The organism is Xenorhabdus cabanillasii, assembly GCF_003386665.1.
Classification (GTDB): domain Bacteria; phylum Pseudomonadota; class Gammaproteobacteria; order Enterobacterales; family Enterobacteriaceae; genus Xenorhabdus; species Xenorhabdus cabanillasii.
Window position 1 is genome coordinate 3054962 of record NZ_QTUB01000001.1, and the last position, 20680, is coordinate 3075641.

Sequence of the window (20680 nt, forward strand, 5' to 3'; positions counted from 1 at the left end):
GAGATCCTATAAAAATGGCAGTTATCTGATAAATCAATAAATGGAGTTACAATTTATTAGGACGAATGTTTCCAGGTGGACGTCTCAGGTAAATGTTTTGGTTGTAAATGCCAATGCTCTTCTGAACCAAGATGATTTTTCCAGAGAGATTGATAAAGCGGACAACGTTGCAGTAACTCGTCATGGGTTCCACTATCACAAAGAGTTCCATGATCCATTACCAATATCTGATCAGCTCGAGTTATCGTGCTTAGCCGATGAGCGATAACAAAGACGGTTTTATTCTCGGTAAGAGAATAAAATGCTGCTTGTATCAATCGCTCATTTTCGGGGTCTAATGAAGCTGTTGCTTCGTCCAGAAATAAAACGGGAGATTGTTTTAATATAGCGCGAGCAATAGCAAGACGTTGGCGTTCACCACCGGATAATGTACTTCCATCTACACCTAAAAAGGTATCGTACCCTTGTGGGAGGGCCATAATTGTGTCGTGAATATTGGCAAGACGAGCAGCTTGTTCCAATTCCAACTGAGTCGCATTTGGATCCCCCAAACGGAGATTATTTGCGACAGTATCCTGAAATAGTGCGGTTTCCTGAAATACCATTGTGACGGTGTCATATAGTGCCTGAGTCTGGTATTGATGAATGAGGTTTCCACCCAGACGAATTTCACCTTTGTCTAGCTGATAGAAAGAGAGCAATAAATAAGCCAGCGTAGATTTACCGCTACCGCTAGGTCCCACAATGGCGGTCATACTACCTTGTGGTGCATGGAATGAAACGTTTTGGATAGCGGGTTGGCTAGTTCCCGGATAACTAAATGAGATATTGTTAACTTCAACATCATATTGTGTAGGAGCGGTTAATGGCCCAGAAACTTGCGTTGCGACTGTTTCTATTTCGGCAATATGTGTTTCACCGACTTGTGTCAATGCAGTTACATTGATCAGGGGAATAATTCCGCGTAAAGGGGTAATCGTGGCAAACAGCAGTAGGATTGCGATGAGCATTTCGGAAAGTGTGAGTGTTTCCGGTACGTGGAAGCGCAGAGCGCCAGCTAGTATCCCCACAACTACACTGGTATCAATAACGATGTAGAACAGACTCAATAGTGGTATGCTTTTTAATACTCCCCGCCGGAATGCGATACGTAATTGTTCAATTTCTTGGCTAAAACGTTGTTCTACCGTTGTAGTCGCTGCTGCTGCACGGATAAAGGCCATGCCTTGTGCATATTCTACAATCGCTTCAGATACGCCAGCCATCATAGTGGCTCGTCGACGCAAGATTTCATTGAGTTTTTGGCGGATCGCGACCAGGATGAGTAATCCAACCATCAATACCAACAGCGCACTGCCAGCTACAACCCAATCGAACCAAAATAAAGCCAGGTAAATGAGCACCAGCATCACAATCTGACAGGTGATTTGTGGGGTAGTATAGGCTGACTGATTTTCCTGCCATTGCACATCTTCGGATAATGTCAGCGCTATTTTTCCGGCACTTAAACCCCGAATTGTCGCGACCGACATACTCACCAGCCGTTGTAGCAGAGAGCGACGGATCTCGATACCCAATCCATAAGCGGCAATGGTGAGTTTACGCAGTGCGCGGGTCATAAACGCGAACCGCAACAACAGTAAAATAACCAATAACACCAGAGTGATAAGCGGCAGCATATCAGTGCCACTTTCTTTCAGATGACGATCTTCCAGATGTGTGATAGCCCAAGCTGCTATGGCAAGTTGAGCAATAATCGCAATAGTATCAAGCTGCTTATATAACAAACCAATGAACCAAACCCGTTGCAGTTTCGGGGACAGATGTTGCTGGAGACGATTAAATAACCCCATGATAATTTGCTCCTGTTCTGGTATTTTCTCCCCGCCAAGCAGCCCACTGTTTGGTATAGGCACCTTGCTGTGTGATCAATTCATCATGGGTGCCTTGTTCAATAATTTGTCCTTTATCCAAAACCACTATTTGATCAAGATGGCGAATGGTCGGCAGACGATGGGCAATAACAATCACTGTCTTATTCTGGCCTGTTTGGGTATGACATAGTGCGTTGAGTGCTTGTTGCATCTCTTTTTCACACTCTGGATCGGTATAGGCGGTCGCTTCATCCAAGACAAGGATTGGCGCGTTCTTCAGGATAGCGGCGGCAACGGCAATACGCTGCTTTTCTCCCACAGACAAGCTGATACCGTTGTTCAGTACTGTGTTGTAACCCTGTGGTAATTGTTGGATAAATTGGTGTGCTTGAGCTGCGATAGCTGCGGCTTCAACCTCAGCCTGGGAAGCATCAGGACGGGCCAGGCGTATGTTATTAGCTACCGTATCGTTGAACAGAAATACCCGCTGGAAAACAAAAGAGATGTTATTGCGCAGGGTGAGTTCATCCATATTGCGAATATCAACACCACCAACAGTAATTTTGCCTTGCTGCGGATCCCAAAGACGAGCAATCAAACTGGCTACTGTGGATTTACCAGAACCACTGGCTCCTACCAGAGCCATTGAGCTTCCAGCCGGTACGGAAAAAGAGATGTTATTTAAGGCATTATCCTGCCCATTTTGATAGGAGAAACTGACATTATGCAAAGTCACACTGTTATTAACAGGTGTGTGGCTCTGAGTACATGGTGCTAGTTCAGGTTGGTTCATTAACCAGTGATAACGTGTGATTAATGCCTCTTGTTGTTGCAAGCGGGTCATTACAGCGAACATGGAGGAAGCAATATTGCCGAACGCCATGGCAGCCAGAATAAAGAAGGTAAATTCAAATATCGAGATTTCTTGTCGGTTAAATAACCAGACTGCCAAAGGGAGTACAAACAGTAAATTGGCGCTGGATAGGACAAAAAATCGGCTGGATTTGACCTGCACTTTCTCTACCCAAACATCGATAATACGTGTCAGAGCGGTAAATGCTTTTTCGGCACGCTGTAGCGCAATATTGCCGCCCGAATAAGTTTTTACCACGGGGATAGCATTGATAACCTCTCCCATCGTCGAAGCAATGCGATTTTGGGCTGCGTAAAAGCGCTGAGTTGTGGTTTGAACTTTCATCTGAATATAGATGAACAGCAGACAAGCGCCCAGGGTTGGAGCGAATGCAGCCAATGCCAGTCGCCAATCAATAACCAACATGACGCTCAACGCGATCAGCGGGCCGAACAGGGTTGCTGACATTTCTGGAATGATGTGAGCAACCCCATCTTCGAGCTGTTCGACGTCATCTAACATCATCTTTTTGATTTCAGTACTGTCAGTTAGCATAAAGAAGCCCAGAGGAACGGACTTCAACTTATTACTGATATTATGTCGAACATCAGCCTGAACGTCGGCAGCTATCAAATGAGAAACAAACGTTGAAGCGCTGAAAGTCAGCATAGCGGCAAACGTAGAGCTTAATAACATGACGCCGTAGCTCAGGAGTACGTCATATTGCCCGTCATAGATGGATTGAGTAATTAACCCGGCAACCGCCGCCGGTAAAATTTGCAGGCCAGCGGAAACAATGGCAAGTGCAATAGCTACGTAACTCAGAACACGGTATGGACGCATCATATTCCACAATGCTTTAAGAACGCCGGCATCAGCGGCACGCTGCTCTGGCGAATTCTGGACAGATGAGTCGTTACTGAGCATAGGTGTTTTCCTTTTGGAAATCATGGCATTTGCGTAATGTCCAGAACAGGCCAGCGAGGGTGAAGAGTGATGCGAGAGCGAAAAGAGAAGAATAGCCCGCTTTGGTAACAATCAGCCCACCGACCATTGAACAGATGATCGCAATGCCCATATCTGCCGATTGCATCAAAGCAAAATCCACACCAGATTGGCTGCTTGCTGCCAGAGACATCATCTGAGTGTATAAGGCAACAAATTTGGCCGCAGTGATTAACGTGATGAAGACGTATGCGGCTGAAAGTAAAGATACGGAGGATTCTGGTTGTTGGGCAAGCCAGAAAATCCCCACCAGCACCATACATTCAAGCAGCATAAAGCTCAGTAGTGTTTGCATGGCGCCTAACTTACGTACCAGAACACCGCCAAACAGGACACCAGATAATCCGGCTAATGCACCACCGCTGGCTGCAATAATGCCTAGTTGAGTTAAATCTACTCCGCGATCGACCAAAAATGGGGAGAGCATACCGAGTGACAAGCGTGTACCAATCATACATAACAGGATTAAAACCAATGCCTGTTTAACCGGAGTACGGCGAAATGCACTCTTGAGGGATGGGGGGACGGTAGCCTTTGAAATATCTGATTCTCTCTTCCCCTGCGTTTTTCGGATGAACAAAATAGGCAGTGACATCAAGAGAATCACTATGGCTAATACGCCTGCACCAATGTGCCATCCATACAGTGAGGTCAGATATAAAAACAGCCCGCTACCGATAATGGCTCCCAGATAGCCGCCGCCAACCTGCATGACATTGCACCATGGACGATGCTGTGGTGATAATCGATCAATGGCTTGACCATCTGTGGTGGTATCTACGACAGTCAGGCAAAGTGTTATCAGAAACAGCAGCGCGATAATTAACGGCATATGTTCGGCAGGTTTTGCCAATGACATTAAGCTGAAAAGGAGAAAAATTAAAATGTTACCGCAGAGCATGATGCGGCGGGGGTTGGTATCCCCGGAACCTGATTTACGATAACGCTCTACAATCGGTGCCCAAAGGAATTTGCATGCCCAGGGTAACATTAGCAGGTAAAGTAACCCTATTTTATCCGGCGTGACACCGTGACTGCGCAGAAACGCTGGCATGCTTTGTAACGTTAACATACCAATGGTACTTTGGATGGTGTAAACACCAGCCAAAGTCAGAAGCAGTAACGAGATATGACGAGAGTTTGAAATATTATGCGTCACAGTGCAATGCTCACATCCAGCCCAACATTCAGGCCCTTACTCATCATACTGAGCGTCTGGCCTTTCGGGAAACTAGAAACACGGTACTTTTTATTGCCCAGGTTTTCGCCATAAAGCTTAATATTGACACCATGAGCCATCTCTAAACTTAATGAAGCGTCATAGAGAGTATATGCACCTTGTTCAAGGGTATTTGCTTCATCAAAATAGCTTTTTGAATAGTGACGGGCACCAGCATTGACATAGAGATTTCCTGGCAGGAATGTCTGTTTAATCAGATAGTCGATACCTGCATTAAGCATGATATCTGGTGCATAAGGCAGACGTTTGCCGTTGTAACTTACGCCAGTTGTTGTATCGGTTGCATGAGTGAAATTTGATTTACCAACGCTGCCACCAAGAGAAAATCTGAGCCCCTGCATTGGTTTGATCTGGCTACTCAGTTCGATACCTTTACTTTCTGCTTTTCCGGCATTGCGAATGGATTGCATGCCAACAGGCCCAACATAGATCTGTTTGTCTTTTGAATAGATATAATAAATCGCGCTGTTTAATGTCACAGCATTATCAAAGAATGCGCTATTCCAGCCGAATTCATAATTGTCTGAAGTTTCGGTATCGTAGGGTTTCCTATCCTCGGCAAAGGAAATAATGTTATTGAATCCGCCGGGTTTATAACCTTTAGCGGCAGAAACATAGAAACGAGTATCAGGTGTGAATTGCCAGCCCAAAGCCGCTTTAGGTGTAAACTCATTGTTGGAAACTTGATTATCAAAAGCGCTGATCGTCATCCTGCCAGAACGGCCTGCATAGGCTATCTGTGATTTTTCATGTGACAAACGCCCGCCAAGGGTCAGATCCCATTGAGAAGCAATCGGTAATTTAACCTCACCAAACAGCGCCAGTGATTTTGTTTTAATTGTATTCAGGGAATCACTGTAGTAACCAGGATAAGCACCAACCAGATGTTTACTACTTTCATCTGAGAACCAACCACCAAGAACACTGGTTATTCCATTTGAATAGTTGGAATTTAAACGCAGTTCTTGGATGGTAGCATGGTGTTTCTCTTTCCATTTACCCCCGATGAAATCACGGAAAATATCGCGATCCTGATAGGAAGTGACACTGGTTAATGCACTGTTGCCGAAATTATATTCAGCCTTCAGTGCATAACTGTTGACTCGCCGTTTTAAATCAGGGATAGGGCCATCGTACTTTTTCTGACGGAATTGCTCGTCGGTTAAATAAAGCTCTTCGTGTGAATTGAGATCCTCGTGAGCAAAGCTAAGTTCAGCATTGAAAGGTGAATCATCTGGTGCAAATGTCAGTTGGCCTTTACCTAACCAAGTTTTACTGGAATCAATGTTTTTACGATTTGGTGCATCAATTTGCCCAGGTTCTTTGACCCAACGTAGGTTCATACTGCCATAAAGAATGTCTTCGATAAGAGGCGTTGATCCGCTGAAGGAACCGCCTTGCTTCAATTTAGAATAATTACCAGACAGGTTAAACCAGGGGCCTGCTTTGGGGGAACGGGTAACAATATTGATAACTCCCGCTTGGGCGTTTCCTCCGTATAAAGTGCCCTGAGGGCCACGTAATAATTCTACGCGTTCTACATTAATTAATTCTTGTGTTAGGAACTGATGATCCTGAGGCACACCATCAACATAAATTCGAACAGAAGGTGAATAATAATCAGGTGAACTGATACCCCGAATTGTGGTTGCCGAATAGGTTCGGTTACCGCGAGAGCGAATTTGTAAACCAGGGAAAGCACGCTCAAGATCCTGTACTTGGGTAATTCCCGCTTGCTCAAGTTCTTCGCCAGTTTTAACCAAAATGCTGCCGTTAATTTTATTTAATGCTTCTTTCTGCTTGTTAGCCGTTACGATCAAAACATCTTCTTTCACTTCAGACGCATGTCCTGCCCAGGTTACGGGGGTAATTAAGCAACATAAGACAGACGCTTTAGCATATTTTTTTTTCATATAAGTACTCGTTATGCCCTTTCAAATCATGTTTTACAAAAATCAGGTATGGTAAAACGAAAAAAACTTATCAGGGAGACTAATGGGAATAGAGAAGTAGGGCTAACGGGATAGGGACAAAAGTAACGCGATACGTACTATTGATAATAATTATCATTAATGATAAATTGCGTGATATTTACATTAAGTATATATACTCAATAAACCTGAAGATGCATGATGAATAACTTGTATTACATTGATTTAAAATAAGTATTAATCATCATAAACCAGCATTTTGAAGTTAAATTGGTATATATAAAATAAAAGTATAATGAATCTAGCACGCACAATATACTGTTTTTATTGTGGAAATAGCTTTTCAAATGGAATCTGATGCTAATTTTACAGAGGATCTCATGAAGACGATTTATAACGAGAAATTGTGCATTTTCACTGCTGGCCATTGTAATTACATACGTCCACAGGTGGTGGAAAATAATATAAATCCCCCGTTACTCATTGAGGAATTATCTGACGGAATTCATATAAACCGTATTCGTCTCGATCTTAACAAAGATTTAACAGAATATTGTGAAGGGCCGCCAACGGTATCAATTGCTTTTGTTCTAAGTGGGAAAGGAAAAATGGCGATTGAAAACGGCGATATTTTAGATATTAATCCGGGAACAATGATATTTTTCTATTCCCCTAAAAAAACACGAGGTATGAATTTCTTTGGTAGTGGAAAATGGCATATTCTCGATATTCGTTTTTCTCTGAACGAAATTGAAGCTCAGGAGTTGCCATCTTTTACCAAATTAGCGACTAGTTTTGAAAAAAATGTTAGTTACAGTAATGTATTAATGATGGCTGGTCCTATTCATCCGCCATTTATGCAGATAGTCAATCAAATAGAAGAATGTCAATTAAATGGTAATGTCCGCAAGGTTTATTTAAAGGCAAAAGCGTTAGAAATTCTCGCGTGTGTGACGGCTCAAGTTTATGATTGCCAATATAATGCGATTAACAGCTTACAGCGTCGTGCTGTTTACAATGCAATAAAAATAATTAATAGCGACTATCATTACCCTTGGACAATAAAATCATTATCAAGAGCAGTAGGTTTGAATGAGCGGAAATTAAAAGAGGGATTCCGGGCGGTTGTTTTTCGTACCTTCCATCAGTATCTGGAAAATGTTCGTATGACCACGGCAGAAGATTTATTGAAAAAAGGGATGAGTGTTATTGAAGTTGCTACAGCGGTAGGTTATTCCAGTCCAAGCCATTTTTCTAAACGTTTTCGGCAACATTATTTGATCAATCCGAAAGCATGGCAGGCGAAATATGCCGTGAATCATACACTAATGACAGAATATGTTGCAGCAGGAGGTCAATAGAAGGTTTGATCGTGACCCAATTTGTTGACTGATATTATAGTACCCTTATCTGGTAATTATTTGAGTTCAAGAAAAAATCCTTTTAAAAGTGTGAAACGGCTGACTCCGACAGACAAATCATTTTTAAGCTCTCACTTTTTCGACAAGATTCTAATATAAATGGAATTTAGACTGAAATTAGTGACTATAGTATAACCGGAATAATCCAATTATCAGTAAAGAAGGAGTAAATTCAGAGGTAATACTACCTCTGAATTTATTTGATTATAGCCGTCGTCTTCCAAGTTGCCTCTCACCGGAGGCCAGCCTTTGGCTGGATAAATTCGTTCCCGACGAATTTGTCATTCCCTTGCTGCCGCGACGCATCTTGAAATCCATTATCTATATATCAACAACTTACTGCAATTATTTCAATTCCAATTCATTCATGGCAGCGATGCTGAACCCGCCATCAACATGCAGGATCTCACCAGTAATACCGCCAGACAGATTAGAGCACAGGAATGCAGCAGCATTACCTACATCTTCTGTGGTAACAGTACGACGGATAGGTGTGACAGATTCACAGTGTGCCAGCATTTTACGGAAGTCTTTGATACCAGATGCGGCCAGAGTGCGGATTGGGCCTGCGGAAATACCATTAACTCGGACACCTTCAGCACCCATAGCATTTGCCATGTAACGTACGTTTGCTTCCAAAGATGCTTTTGCTAACCCCATAACGTTGTAGTTAGGGATTGCACGCTCTGCACCTAAATAGCTTAAGGTAAGCAGGGCAGAGTCAGGGTTCAGCATGCTGCGACAGGCTTTTGCCAACGCAACAAAGCTGTATGCACTGATATCATGTGCAATTTTGAAGCCTTCGCGATTGACGGCATTGACATAATCACCGTCAAGCTGTTCAGCAGGTGCATAGCCGATAGAGTGAACAAAACCGTCGAATTTAGGCCACACTTTGCCTAGTTCAGCGAACAATGCGTCGATACTTTCATCTTTTGCCACGTCGCATGGCAGAACGATGTTCGAATTCAATGATGCAGCGAATTCTTCGACACGAGGTTTCAATTTGTCATTTTGGTAGGTAAAAGCCAGTTCAGCACCTTGATCGTGCATTGCCTTAGCAATTCCATAGGCAATAGACAGTTTACTGGCGACGCCAGTGATTAGAATGCGCTTGCCGGTCATGAAACCCATAGCAGTTCCTTATTGTTCTTAATGTTCAAAATACCAAAGTTAATATTATAGAATAATAATATACTCACTATAACTAGGGTATTCATTGTTAATAAACGGGTATGATTCTACCACGCTGGAAAAAAATGTGGTGAGTTTCCACTGCTGTTCCGATCAGTGATAAAACCTGCCCAATAAAATCAAGTGATATCCTGTCTCCATGCTTCGGCGGACAGAGGTTCGCCAAAATGGCTGGCTATCAGCTTGCGTGTAATATCATGTAATGGAGACGCCAGCACTTCAGCAGTATTACCGCGCTCTACGACTTCCCCCTGATGCATGACCAACACCTGGTCACTGATGTGTTTCATCATACCGAGGTGTTGGGTGACATATATATAGGCAATACCCTGTTTTTCCTGTAATTCCAGCATCAGATTAATAATCTGGGAACGCATAGACATATCAAGAGAAGCCAATGCTTCATCAGCAACAATAATTTGTGGTTGTAATATTAGTGCTCGTGCCAGTGCCACACGCTGCTTCTGACCTGAAGCCAGCATATGTGGATAATAATTGGCATGATCGGGCAGCAGCCCGACTTGGCGTAATGTCTGATTGATGCGTTTTTCCCGTTCAGAAGGAGAGAGTTTCGTATTCAGGATCAAAGGCATATCCAGAATCTGACCAATCCGTTGACGGGGATTTAATGACGTACTGGGATCTTGAAAAATCATACGGATGAGCTGGCTGCGATAACTATAGTCCCCATAAACCAGTTTATGGTTGTTGATCAAGATTTCACCTGATGTAGGCTGGATAACCCCTGACAGCATTCTGGCCAGCGTAGATTTGCCTGAGCCGTTTTCCCCGATAATCGCCAGCGTTTTTCTCGGTTGCAAAGTAAAACTTACGGGTTTCACGGCATCAAGATAATGGCGGCGGAAAAATCCGGTACGATAGCGGAATGTTTTCGTCAGGTTTTTAACTTCCAATAATGTTTCGATCACTTATTGTTCCTCCATGTTCAAGGGGAAGTGACAGGCAAAAGTATGACTTTTGCCTCCCCGCAATCGTGGCGTTTCAATGCAGGTCTTCTGGGCATAAGGACAACGAGGCCCCAGCCGGCATCCAATCGGCAAATGTTCCAATGATGGAGTAACACCGGGTAGAGTGTTCAGGCGACTTTTATGGGGTAGTGGGCTATCGAAGTCAGGAATTGAACGGATCAATGCCTGTGTATAAGGATGACGAGGAGTTACCAGCAGTTCATCAGGTGTAGCGCTTTCCACCGTCTGACCACAATATAACACGCTGATGCGCTTTACCAATTTACTCATCATTTGCAGATCATGGCTAATTAACAAAATCGTCATATTGTTGTTTTGATTCAGACTCGATAGCAAACGGAATATTTGAGCCTGCGTTGTTGGTTCCATTGCATTGGTCGGTTCATCGGCAATTAGCAATCTTGGCTGATTGGCAAGTGCAATGGCAATCATCACTTTTTGACACTCTCCATCAGTTAACTCATAAGGATAAGAGTTCATAATGTCATAGTGATCTTTGATACCCGCCCGATGGAGCAATTCAATGGCACGGCGTTTTTTCCAGTTGAATCGTTGCCACCAACGACCTTTAAATGTCCAGCCGGGAATAGATTGAATGAGTTGTTTACCAATACTTTCTGATGGATCGAGGCATGATTGGGGTTCTTGAAATATCATTGAAATATTGTGCCCAATGACTTTACGGCGCTGTTTTGGTGTCAGGCGCAGTAAGTCAATATCATTAAAGCGGAAACGATCTGCGGTAACTGTAAGGTTATCTTTTGTGACACCACAGATAGCTTTGGCGATCAGGCTTTTACCAGAACCTGATTCACCAGCCAGTCCGAGTATTTCACCTTCTGTTAACGAAATACTCATTCTGTCAACAGCTTTGACAGGGCCTTCTGCCGTCATGAATTCAATTGTAAGATTACGGATATCGAGTAACGGCATTATTCGACTCCTGCATTAATGGCGCGGTGCAGGCCGTCACCAAGTAAGTTAACCAGCAGGACGCTGAGCATAATCGCCACACCGGGCAACATCACGGTCCAGGGGGCAGTGTAGATTAATTCCAGTGATCCACCGAGCATTGCTCCCCATTCAGGTGATGGCAATTGTGCGCCAAGATTGAGAAAACCTAAAGCTGCAATATCAAGGATGGCAATAGAGAAAGTACGCGTTAATTCACTGACTATCACAGCAGTAATGTTCGGAAAAACGGCATAACGTAGAATATGATAATTTGAAGCGCCATCCAAACGGGCAGAAATAATATATTCTTTATCCAACTCGTCGTGCACAGCGGTGTAAATGGTTCGCACAATCCTTGGTAATAAGGCCAGGCAGATAGCAATCATCGCATGTTGCAAACTGGCTCCCACAAAAGCAACCACAATGATAGCCAATAACAGTGAGGGAATGGAAAGTAAGGTGTCAAGAATGTGGTTCAGAATTGCAGACTTCAACCCATGTGTTATGCCAGCAAGGCTGCCGATAAATAATCCGACAATGGCTGCTGCCGTAGTCACAATCAACGCCGCACCAAAAGTAGAAGAAGTGCCAATCAATAACCGACTGAAAATATCCCGCCCAAGATCATCTGTGCCAAGAAAAAAAGCAACATTACCGTAATGTGACCATGAAGGGGGCATCAACTGGTCAATAAATTGCTGATCAAGCTGATATGGCGCAATATGGCTACCGAAAAGACTGAAGACAATTAAAATCAGTACGCCATAAAAACCCGTCATTGCCAGTACGTCAGCATAGAAAAAACGCCAGATAACTTTTAGGGGCGAAGGCGTTTTCTTTTCACGGTAAAAATTATCTAAGGGCATACCATTCCTTATGTTTTAAGGGATTAGCCATCGCGCCAATAATATTTGTCAGCACGTTAACTGAAATAACTAAAGTGCCTATCACCATCACACCCGCAGAGATAGTCGAATAGTCCTGCTGACGAATGGCACTGATGAGCCAACGTCCCAATCCCGGCCAATTGAAGACTTGCTCTGTGACCATCGCTAATGTGAGCATGGTTGAGAATTGTAATCCTAGCTTGGGGATAATGGGAGGCAGGGCATTATGCAGTAAATGACGACGGATAATCGTCAGTCTCGATAAACCACGAATGGAAGCAGATCTTATGTAGTTGGATGCTGAAACCTCTTCTGCACTATTACGCATCAAACGAATAACATCGGTCATCGGAGCAACTGACAGTGTGATAACAGGTAAAATCATGTGCAGGATGACATTCATGATCATTTCATTACGATGAGGGCTTTCTGATAACCAGGCATCAATCAGTGCTGAACCTGTTACGGGTTCCATTCGGTACAGTAAATCAATTCTTCCCGATACTGGTAACCAACCTAAGTGCAGTGAAAATAAGAGAGTGAGTAGTAAAGCCAGCCAGAACACTGGAATAGAAAAACCAAACAGTGCAAGCGTGCTGATAATTTTATCTGCCTTTTTATTCCGCCATACACCAGCAATAATCCCTAAAGGGATACCAATTAATAACGCCAGAGTGAATGAAAGCAGGCAAAGTTCAAGAGTTGCCGGAAATACATCGTACAGTTGTTCAACAATTCTCTCACCATTAATGCTGGAAATACCAAAATCCCATTGTAGCAGGCCGTGAAAATAGAACAGATAGGCATCAATCAGTGATGCACCGCTCAAAGGTCCGTGAGGAGTAAAATACATCAGACTAAAGCTGATTAATGAGAGAAAAAATAACGTCACAACCAGTAATAGCAAACGACGCAGAATATAAATAATCATTTGCTTCCCTTTTCGTTTCCAGCAGGCGCAGGTGTAGATATATGTTCAGTGGATATAGAGTGTTCCTGCGCTCGGTAAACGCCGGCAAAAGAGCTATTGCCAAAAGGACTCAGAACTAAGCCTTTAATGTCATAGCGAAATATCTGTGATCGCATTGGATAAGCTAATGGCAAGACAGGTAATTGTTGGGCAAGGATTTGTTGTGCAATATGATAACTTTTGATACGTGATGCGAGTTGTTGATCTAACAGGGCCTGGTGGATTGCATTATCAAAAGTCGGATCACACCAGCGGCTCAAATTTGTTTGAGATGCGATAGCTGCACAACTAAGAAGCGGGCGGAAAAAACTATCAGGATCGTTACTGTCAGTAGACCAACCCGCTAACGTCATATCATGGGTTTTGTCCATTAATTGGTTTTCCTGAAAACGACCCTCAACAGAGCGGATAGACATGTTAATACCGACATGTGCCAGATCTGCCTGAATCAATTCCGCCATTTTCAAAGGACTTGGATTATAGGATTGTGAAGTGGTTGGCACCCACAATGTCAGGTCCAGCCCATTTAAACCCAATTTGTCGAGTATCTTGCGGGCTTTTGCCGGATTATATTCGGTAATTTCGGCCCGATTATCATAAGCCCATGATGCCCTTGGTAAAATAGATGCCGCAGTTTCAGCCGTGCCATAATAAATAGCTTGCATCAACCTTTGGTTATTAATGGCATACGCAATGGCCTGACGCACTTCCAGTTTATCTAATGGCGGTTTACTGGTATTGAATGCGAGATAGGCAATATTCATCCCTGAACGTAAAGTCAGGCGCAGGTTCGGATCACTATGGAGTAAGCTCCATTGGTTAGCCGTTGGGTAGGCTAATACGTCACATTCACCAGTGAGTAATTTGGATATCCTGCCTGTACCACCAGCTCCGGTATCTACAACGAATTGTTCCATTAATGGCTTACCTTTCCAATAGTTATCATGCCGGACAAGGCGGATATATTGCCCCATCTGATAATCTTCCAGCATGAATGGCCCTGTCCCGACGGGCTGCCAGTCAATTTGTTCTTCCCTGTTTATGTTATGCAGTTTCTGCCCGTATTCGGCAGATAATATAGGAGAATAATGAGTGGCTAAGTGCCAGAGAAAAGAAGCATCAGGAGCATTCAGGCGGAACTCGACAGTATATTTATCGATTTTTCGGATATTCTGAACGGAATCGCCAAACTGTAAGCTATCAAAATAGGGGTAATGCCCACCGTTAACATAATGATAATAGTGCATTTTGTCGAATAAACGGCGGAAGCTGAAGACAACATCATCAGCATTCATTGTACGGGTCGGAGTAAACCAGGCAGTTGACTGGAAAGCAATGTTATGGCGTAAGTAAAAACGGTATGTTGCTCCGTTATCCCTTACTTCCCAGCGAGAAGCTAATTCTGGCACCAAACGATAAGTCAGAGGATCTACTCCTAGCAGACGATCATAAATCTGGGCGGCCAGAGTATCTACAGTCAGACCGCTAATAGCCATTTGAGGGTTAAAGGTACTCAGGTTACCGTTGACGCAATAAATAAAGCCATTCCGCCGCAGGGCGGCCGGAACATAAGATATACCTTCTGATATATGTCCATGAGCTACTTTGGCAGTAGCTTTAGTCGTTTCTGGAATAGCTGTCTCAGCAGCCAGAGTGGACGCTGAAAACAATAATATGATCCAGTAAATCAAATAGCGCATATAGAACATCAGTTATAGAAAAAAGTCTGGCTATTGTAACTTAACTTCCCCTTCTTGCTCAAAAACAACGAGTAGATCACGATAGTGAGAAAAATTCTCAATAAAACACTTTACAATCACTATTGATAAGCATTATCATTCGCATCGTGCTGTTGAGATGTGTTTCGTGACCCCAGTCTGTTGTCTCAATATGCATGACATTGCTCACATTGCTTCCAGTATTTTTATTATTAGCCAGCTCGGGTGCTGGCTATTTTTTTATCTGCGCAACCTTCCGCATTTTTTCTTTTTTTAGCCCATAACTAACTTATAAATAACCCATAACTTTTAATCCATAACATGGATATTGATGTGATGTTTTTTGATTAATCCTCGTAATTGATGGTATGTCAGGTTGAGTTTTTCAGCCGCTTTTTTCTGGCTGTATTGGCTTTCTGTTATTGCTTGTATAATCAGTCGCTTTTCACAGTCATTTTGCCATTGTCTTAAATCGAGAGGTAAATCGGGAAGAAAATAGTCACTGGCTGTATTATAGCCGGAGGTTTTATCTGACACCGTTTGTGCAGCAGATGAAAATATTGGTGATGTTGAAAAAGGATTGATAATAACGGTAGTTAATTCATTTTGATTGTCTCCATGACGGTAGATAGAGCGCTCTATGACATTTTTCAATTCACGAACATTGCCGGGCCAATGATAATCGAGTAACTGTTGTTTGGCTTGCTCGGTAAATCCCGGAAAGAAAGGAAGGTTTAATTCCTGACACATTTGAATGGCAAAGTGTTGTGCCAGTAACATAATATCTTGATGTCTTTGGCGTAATGGAGGGATGTTGACAACATCAAATGCCAGCCTGTCGAGCAGGTCAGCCCTGAATTTTCCGTGAGTTGCCATAGCAAGTAAATCTTCATTGGTGGCACAGATCAACCGGACATCAACCTGTAAAGCTTGACTGCCTCCCACACGTTCAAAATATCCATACTCAATGACCCTTAATAGCTTTTCTTGTACTTGCATTGGAGCAGTAGCAAGTTCGTCAAGAAACAGTGTTCCGCCATCGGCCCGCTCAAAACGCCCCAGATGCTTCGAACGTGCACCGGTAAAAGCACCAGCTTCATGACCAAAAAGTTCTGAATCCAGTAAATTCTCGTTGAGGGCGGCACAGTTCAGTGAAATAAAAGGGCCTTGCCATCTGGGAGAAAGATAGTGTAAACGGCGGGCAATCAGCTCCTTACCTGTTCCCCGTTCTCCCAAAACCAAAACAGGTTTATTTAATTTTGCCAATTCAGAGACTTGTTCCAGGATCTCAATAAAATTGTTTGCTTCCCCTAATAGGTTATCAGTGAGCTGATTCATAATTTTTCCACTAATAGATCGTATTTTTCGCCAATTATTGGTTGATTTAACTACATTAAAATATTGTAAGAAAAAATCAAATGAAAATTAAGCTATATATTTCAATATGATAATCGGGAGATAAAAGTTGGCACGTATCTTGTATTTAACTGAATGCCTTACTCTGTGTCTTACTTAACAGTACACAGGCATAACATACATACATTCTAATGAAAGAGGTTTATGACTATGGGTATTTTTTCTCGTTTTGCTGATATCGTTAACGCTAATATCTCTTCTCTGCTGGATAAAGCAGAAGATCCACAAAAAATGATCCGCTTGATGATTCAGGAGATGGAAGATACGCTGGTGGAGATACGTTCAACATCTGCCCGTACTTTAGCCGAGAAGAAGCAGCTTCTGCGCCGTATCAGCACCGGAGAAAGTCAAATTGAAGGTTGGCAGGAAAAAGCCGTACTGGCATTAAGTAAAGACAAAGAAGACCTGGCCCGTGCTGCCTTGATTGAAAAACAAAAAGTCAGCCAATTGGTTGAAACGCTGAAAAATGAACTGTCTATTCTCGATGAAACGTTTGACCGTATCAAAGGAGAAGTTGCTGAACTGGAAAACAAATTAACTGAAGCGAGGGCAAGACAGCAGTCTTTGACTTTGCGTCATCAGGCGGCGGTTTCTTCCCGTGAAGTACGTCGTCAGCTAGACAGCGGTAAAATTGATGAAGCTATGGCTCGTTTCGAGCAGTTTGAGCGCAGAATTGATCACATGGAAGCCGAAGCGGAATCTGTTGGTCTGGGGAAAAAGCAATCGCTGGAACAGCAGTTTGCAGAATTGAAAGCGGATGATGAAATCAATGCACAACTTGCTGCACTCAAGGCTAAAATGAGCGCCAAAGATTCACAGTGATAGCAAATGTTATTTGCACTTTCATTGATAACTAAGGAAAGGTAATGGCCTATATATTTCTGGGGATCCCGCTGATCCTGTTTGTACTCTTTGTGTTACCCATCTGGTTATGGCTGCATTACAGCCACCAGAATCGCGGAAAATTGGAGAACAATGAAATTCAACGTTTGGAGCAGTTGGCAGAAAATGCCCGGCGTATGCAGGAGCGAATCAAAACGCTGGAAGATATTCTTGATGCAGAACATCCAAACTGGAGACAGTCATAATGTCCAACTCTTACCGTGGAAAACTTTACCGTTTGCCAGAACAGGGAGTGATTAAAGGCGTGTGTGCCGGGTTAGCGCACTATTTTGGTGTCCCGGTTGCGCTCATCCGCACCATGACAATATTGTCACTATTCTTTGGATTATTTGGCATAACAGTATTGGCTTACATTATCCTGACCTTTGTGTTAGATCCCGCACCTGCGGGATATCAGGCAGAGGAAAACAGAACACCATCAACCCGAAAAATGCTGGATGAAGTTGACTACCAGTTGCGGGCAGGGGAAGAACGTCTGCGCCAAATGGAACGTTATGTTACTTCTGATACCTATAATGTGCGCAGCCGCTTTCGCCAGCTTTAAGCGATGCCGGATAGATTTTCAGTGAGGCAACTTGGAATTATTGGGCAGGGATCTAAAGGTTGATACAGTTGCAATTCCCCGCCCATTATCTCTCACCCATCGGGTTGGGTGAGGGAATTCACCTATTCGGAAAATCCAAGCCATAATGAGCAAGACATGATAAAAATGGACGACATTGGAAATGTCTTTTATTGAAATATGGCAGGCATAAATAATGTGATGGTGTCCAATTCAGGAGAAACATGAAACGATTGCAAAATGAACTGACGGCACTTGTTAATCGTGGAATCGATCGTCATTTACGGCTGGCAGTAACAGGATTAAGCCGTAGTGGGAAAACAGCATTTATTACTTCTTTGGTCAATCAGCTTCTGCATGTTCACAGTGGTGCCAGATTACCGCTGTTTTCAACTGTGCGTGATGGCCGTTTATTAGGTGTGAAACGAGTACCACAGCGGGATTTTGGTGTTCCCCGTTTTGCCTATGATGAAAATATTGCTGCGCTGCATAACACACCGCCTTGTTGGCCAATTCCGACCCGGGGAGTAAGTGAAATCCGTCTTGCTCTGCGTTATCGTTCAGAAGATTCTTTATTTCGTTATCTCAAAGAGACCTCCACTCTTTATCTGGAAATTGTCGATTATCCGGGAGAGTGGTTATTGGATTTACCTATGCTGGAACAGAGTTATCTGGCATGGTCACGGCAGATGAACGGATTATTGAAAGGTGAAAGGTTAAGCTGGGCCGAACCGTGGCTGGCATTATGTAAACAGTGTGATCCATTAGCGCCTGCGGATGAAAATTTGTTGGCCAGAATTGCGCAGGCTTATACGGATTATTTACACCAGTGTAAAACACAGGGGCTACATTTCATTCAGCCGGGGCGTTTTATCTTACCGGGAGATTTGACGGGAGCGCCTGCACTGCAATTTTTTCCCTGGCCGGATATTGATCGAATCGGAGAGTCTCAACTACTTAAAGCGGATAAAAATACCAATATTGGTATGCTGCGTGAACGGTTTACGTATTACTGCAATCACATCGTAAAAGATTTTTATAAAGAGCACTTCCTTCGTTTTGACAGGCAAATTGTTCTGGTTGACTGTTTGCAGCCATTAAACAGTGGCCCACACGCTTTTAACGATATGCGTCTGGCGCTGACACAGCTAATGCAGAGTTTTCATTATGGCAAGCGGACGCTATTTCGCCGTTTATTTTCTCCTTGCATTGACAAGTTAATGTTTGCGGCGAGCAAAGCGGATCATGTCACAGCGGAGCAACATGCCAATCTTGTTTCCCTTCTCCAGCAACTTGTACAGGAAGCATGGCAGAATGCTTCATTTGAAGGGATCAGTATGGATTGTGTCGGCCTTGCGTCTGTTCAGGCAACTGAAAGTGGTATTGTGGTGCATGAGGGAGAAAAGATCCCGGCTATCAAGGGAAACCGTTTGTCAGATGATAAGTTATTGACATTTTTTCCGGGAGAAGTGCCACAGCGTTTGCCTGACAATGTTTTTTGGCAAAAGCAGGGTTTCAATTTCGAATCATTTCGGCCAAGGCAAGTTAATATTGATGAGCCGTTACCGCATATCCGCATGGACAGTGCGATGGAGTTTTTATTAGGAGATAAACTGACATGACAGACTCTTTGAAGACGGAACCAAAGGGATCTGGCTCCTTAAAACCAAGAGTGGATTTTGATGATCTTTTATCAGCATCATCAGAACCTTCACTGAAATCCCAAAAAAAATTCAATGAGCGGGAGAACGAATTTTATCCGGTTATGCCTGAATTGAATGCTGAGGAGCAGGAGAGTGAATTTGAAGGAGCAGTTAATGCAGCACTGAAGCCTAAGCGCAGCTTGTGGAGAAACGTTTTTTCCGGCGCAGTACTGTTATTGGGTGTCAGTGTTATCGCTCAGTTTATTCAATGGATATATCAGTCATGGCAACAACAGGATTGGATTGCATTGGGTGTAGCTGCCGCAGGTAGTCTGATTATCTTTGCGGGAACAGGTGGTGTAATCAGCGAATGGCGTCGTCTTTATCATTTACGCCAGCGGACAGAAGAACGTGATATCGCCAAAACATTGTTACAAAGTCATGGCATTAGCAGAGGACGCCATTTTTGTAAGAAACTGGCAGAACAGGCGGGTATAGGGCAACAACATCCTGCTTTACAACGTTGGCAGGCTGCTGTGCATGAAACTCACAATGATCGTGAGATAGTCATGTTATACAGCAAGCTGGTTCAACCTGTTCTGGATGAGCAGGCCAAAAAAGAGATCCGTCGTTCAGCAGCAGAATCTGCACTGATGATCGCTGTCAGCCCACTTGCTGTGGTGGATATGGCTTTCATTGCATGGCGAAATATTCGTCTTATTAACCGGATTGCAGCAATATATGGAATTGAATTGGGGTATTTCAGCCGTATTCGTTTGTTTCGGCTGGTATTGCTGAATATTGCCTTTGCAGGTGCGTCAGATTTGGTCAGAGAAGTGGGGATGGATTGGTTATCGCAGGATATCGCTGCCCGGCTTTCAGCCCGTGCTGCGCAGGGTATTGGCGCGGGGTTGCTTACAGCTCGTCTGGGAATTAAAGCAATGGAGCTATGTCGTCCTTTACCCTGGATTGATGACGATAAACCCAAGTTGGGAGATTTCCGTTATCAGCTAATTAACCAGCTTAAAAGTACGTTGGCGACTAAGTCCAAGAGTGAAGCCAAAAAAACAGGACTGTAACCAACTAGAAACCATAACCAAATAGAAGCGGCTGTCATTTA

Annotated in this window: 17 protein-coding genes; 6 read left to right on the forward strand and 11 right to left on the reverse strand. The window is 43.4% G+C overall.

All coding sequences use genetic code 11. From position 1 onward, the window contains the following. Positions 1–56: 56 nt before the first annotated feature. Genes BDD26_RS14225 through BDD26_RS14240 form a run of 4 tightly spaced genes read right to left on the reverse strand, consistent with a single transcriptional unit; the run spans position 57 to position 6885 of the window. Complete coding sequence (locus BDD26_RS14225) at positions 57–1853, reverse strand: ABC transporter ATP-binding protein (protein ID WP_115826888.1); 1797 nt, start codon at positions 1851–1853, stop codon at positions 57–59. Continuing rightward, on the reverse strand, positions 1840–3654 hold the full coding sequence (locus BDD26_RS14230) for an ABC transporter ATP-binding protein (protein WP_115826889.1): 1815 nt from the start codon (positions 3652–3654) through the stop codon (positions 1840–1842). Before BDD26_RS14230 ends, BDD26_RS14225 begins: the two co-directional genes overlap by 14 nt. Further along, positions 3644–4891, reverse strand: coding sequence for an MFS transporter (locus tag BDD26_RS14235; RefSeq protein WP_115826890.1), 1248 nt, complete (start codon positions 4889–4891; stop codon positions 3644–3646). Before BDD26_RS14235 ends, BDD26_RS14230 begins: the two co-directional genes overlap by 11 nt. Next, positions 4888–6885 carry a TonB-dependent receptor gene (locus BDD26_RS14240; protein ID WP_115826891.1) on the reverse strand — a complete coding sequence of 666 codons (1998 nt, stop codon included), beginning with the start codon at positions 6883–6885 and terminating at the stop codon, positions 4888–4890. Before BDD26_RS14240 ends, BDD26_RS14235 begins: the two co-directional genes overlap by 4 nt. A 365-nt stretch (positions 6886–7250) precedes the next feature. On the opposite strand from BDD26_RS14240, the gene BDD26_RS14245 reads away from it, so the two are divergent. Beyond that, positions 7251–8264 (forward strand): helix-turn-helix transcriptional regulator, encoded by a 1014-nt coding sequence (locus BDD26_RS14245; RefSeq protein ID WP_244922741.1) that lies wholly within the window; start codon positions 7251–7253, stop codon positions 8262–8264. A 405-nt stretch (positions 8265–8669) separates the two neighbouring features. On the opposite strand, the gene fabI is transcribed toward BDD26_RS14245, so the two are convergent. From fabI to pspF, 7 genes are all read right to left on the reverse strand, one after another. Beyond that, positions 8670–9458: an enoyl-ACP reductase FabI gene (fabI, locus tag BDD26_RS14250; protein ID WP_115826892.1), complete on the reverse strand. Its 789-nt coding sequence runs from the start codon at positions 9456–9458 to the stop codon at positions 8670–8672. Between the two features lie 179 nt (positions 9459–9637). After that, on the reverse strand, positions 9638–10447 hold the full coding sequence (sapF, locus tag BDD26_RS14255) for a putrescine export ABC transporter ATP-binding protein SapF (protein ID WP_115826893.1): 810 nt from the start codon (positions 10445–10447) through the stop codon (positions 9638–9640). Then, positions 10448–11440 (reverse strand): putrescine export ABC transporter ATP-binding protein SapD, encoded by a 993-nt coding sequence (gene sapD, locus BDD26_RS14260; RefSeq protein ID WP_038270297.1) that lies wholly within the window; start codon positions 11438–11440, stop codon positions 10448–10450. Beyond that, positions 11440–12327 carry a putrescine export ABC transporter permease SapC gene (gene sapC, locus BDD26_RS14265; protein ID WP_115826894.1) on the reverse strand — a complete coding sequence of 296 codons (888 nt, stop codon included), beginning with the start codon at positions 12325–12327 and terminating at the stop codon, positions 11440–11442. Before sapC ends, sapD begins: the two co-directional genes overlap by 1 nt. Continuing rightward, positions 12314–13279, reverse strand: a complete 966-nt coding sequence (gene sapB / locus BDD26_RS14270; RefSeq protein WP_038270293.1) for a putrescine export ABC transporter permease SapB — start codon at positions 13277–13279, stop codon at positions 12314–12316. Before sapB ends, sapC begins: the two co-directional genes overlap by 14 nt. Continuing rightward, a complete protein-coding gene (sapA, locus tag BDD26_RS14275) occupies positions 13276–15018 on the reverse strand; it encodes an ABC transporter substrate-binding protein SapA (protein WP_115826895.1) in 1743 nt (580 codons plus the stop codon). The genes sapB and sapA overlap by 4 nt, the downstream gene beginning before the upstream one ends. A gap of 327 nt (positions 15019–15345) precedes the next feature. Then, the gene (gene pspF / locus BDD26_RS14280) at positions 15346–16374 is read right to left on the reverse strand and encodes a phage shock protein operon transcriptional activator (protein ID WP_038270287.1); all 1029 of its coding nucleotides are present in this window, start codon (positions 16372–16374) and stop codon (positions 15346–15348) included. Between the two features lie 228 nt (positions 16375–16602). Here pspF and pspA point away from each other — a divergent pair, with 228 nt between their 5' ends. The 5 genes from pspA (at position 16603) to BDD26_RS14305 (ending at position 20639) form a co-directional block, all read left to right on the forward strand. Continuing rightward, entirely contained in the window at positions 16603–17274 is a 672-nt protein-coding gene (gene pspA / locus BDD26_RS14285) for a phage shock protein PspA (RefSeq protein WP_115826896.1), read from the forward strand. 44 nt (positions 17275–17318) lie between these two features. Then, positions 17319–17540: an envelope stress response membrane protein PspB gene (pspB, locus tag BDD26_RS14290; protein WP_038270282.1), complete on the forward strand. Its 222-nt coding sequence runs from the start codon at positions 17319–17321 to the stop codon at positions 17538–17540. Beyond that, on the forward strand, positions 17540–17899 hold the full coding sequence (pspC, locus tag BDD26_RS14295; RefSeq protein ID WP_038270279.1) for an envelope stress response membrane protein PspC: 360 nt from the start codon (positions 17540–17542) through the stop codon (positions 17897–17899). The genes pspB and pspC overlap by 1 nt, the downstream gene beginning before the upstream one ends. Positions 17900–18141: 242 nt before the next feature. Continuing rightward, complete coding sequence (locus tag BDD26_RS14300; RefSeq protein WP_038270276.1) at positions 18142–19539, forward strand: YcjX family GTP-binding protein; 1398 nt, start codon at positions 18142–18144, stop codon at positions 19537–19539. Further along, the gene (locus BDD26_RS14305; RefSeq protein WP_115826897.1) at positions 19536–20639 is read left to right on the forward strand and encodes a YcjF family protein; all 1104 of its coding nucleotides are present in this window, start codon (positions 19536–19538) and stop codon (positions 20637–20639) included. The genes BDD26_RS14300 and BDD26_RS14305 overlap by 4 nt, the downstream gene beginning before the upstream one ends. Positions 20640–20680 lie beyond the last annotated feature (41 nt).

Coding starts and splice junctions, on each gene's coding strand:
- pspA (WP_115826896.1), top strand. CDS start 16,603: ATGGGTATTTTTTCTCGTTTTGCTGATATCGTTAACGCTAATATCTCT.
- BDD26_RS14230 (WP_115826889.1), bottom strand. CDS start 3,654: ATGCTCAGTAACGACTCATCTGTCCAGAATTCGCCAGAGCAGCGTGCC.
- fabI (WP_115826892.1), bottom strand. CDS start 9,458: ATGGGTTTCATGACCGGCAAGCGCATTCTAATCACTGGCGTCGCCAGT.
- BDD26_RS14245 (WP_244922741.1), top strand. CDS start 7,251: ATGGAATCTGATGCTAATTTTACAGAGGATCTCATGAAGACGATTTAT.
- BDD26_RS14225 (WP_115826888.1), bottom strand. CDS start 1,853: ATGGGGTTATTTAATCGTCTCCAGCAACATCTGTCCCCGAAACTGCAA.
- pspC (WP_038270279.1), top strand. CDS start 17,540: ATGTCCAACTCTTACCGTGGAAAACTTTACCGTTTGCCAGAACAGGGA.
- sapD (WP_038270297.1), bottom strand. CDS start 11,440: ATGCCGTTACTCGATATCCGTAATCTTACAATTGAATTCATGACGGCA.
- BDD26_RS14300 (WP_038270276.1), top strand. CDS start 18,142: ATGAAACGATTGCAAAATGAACTGACGGCACTTGTTAATCGTGGAATC.
- sapC (WP_115826894.1), bottom strand. CDS start 12,327: ATGCCCTTAGATAATTTTTACCGTGAAAAGAAAACGCCTTCGCCCCTA.
- sapA (WP_115826895.1), bottom strand. CDS start 15,018: ATGCGCTATTTGATTTACTGGATCATATTATTGTTTTCAGCGTCCACT.
- BDD26_RS14240 (WP_115826891.1), bottom strand. CDS start 6,885: ATGAAAAAAAAATATGCTAAAGCGTCTGTCTTATGTTGCTTAATTACC.
- pspB (WP_038270282.1), top strand. CDS start 17,319: ATGGCCTATATATTTCTGGGGATCCCGCTGATCCTGTTTGTACTCTTT.
- sapB (WP_038270293.1), bottom strand. CDS start 13,279: ATGATTATTTATATTCTGCGTCGTTTGCTATTACTGGTTGTGACGTTA.
- BDD26_RS14305 (WP_115826897.1), top strand. CDS start 19,536: ATGACAGACTCTTTGAAGACGGAACCAAAGGGATCTGGCTCCTTAAAA.
- pspF (WP_038270287.1), bottom strand. CDS start 16,374: ATGAATCAGCTCACTGATAACCTATTAGGGGAAGCAAACAATTTTATT.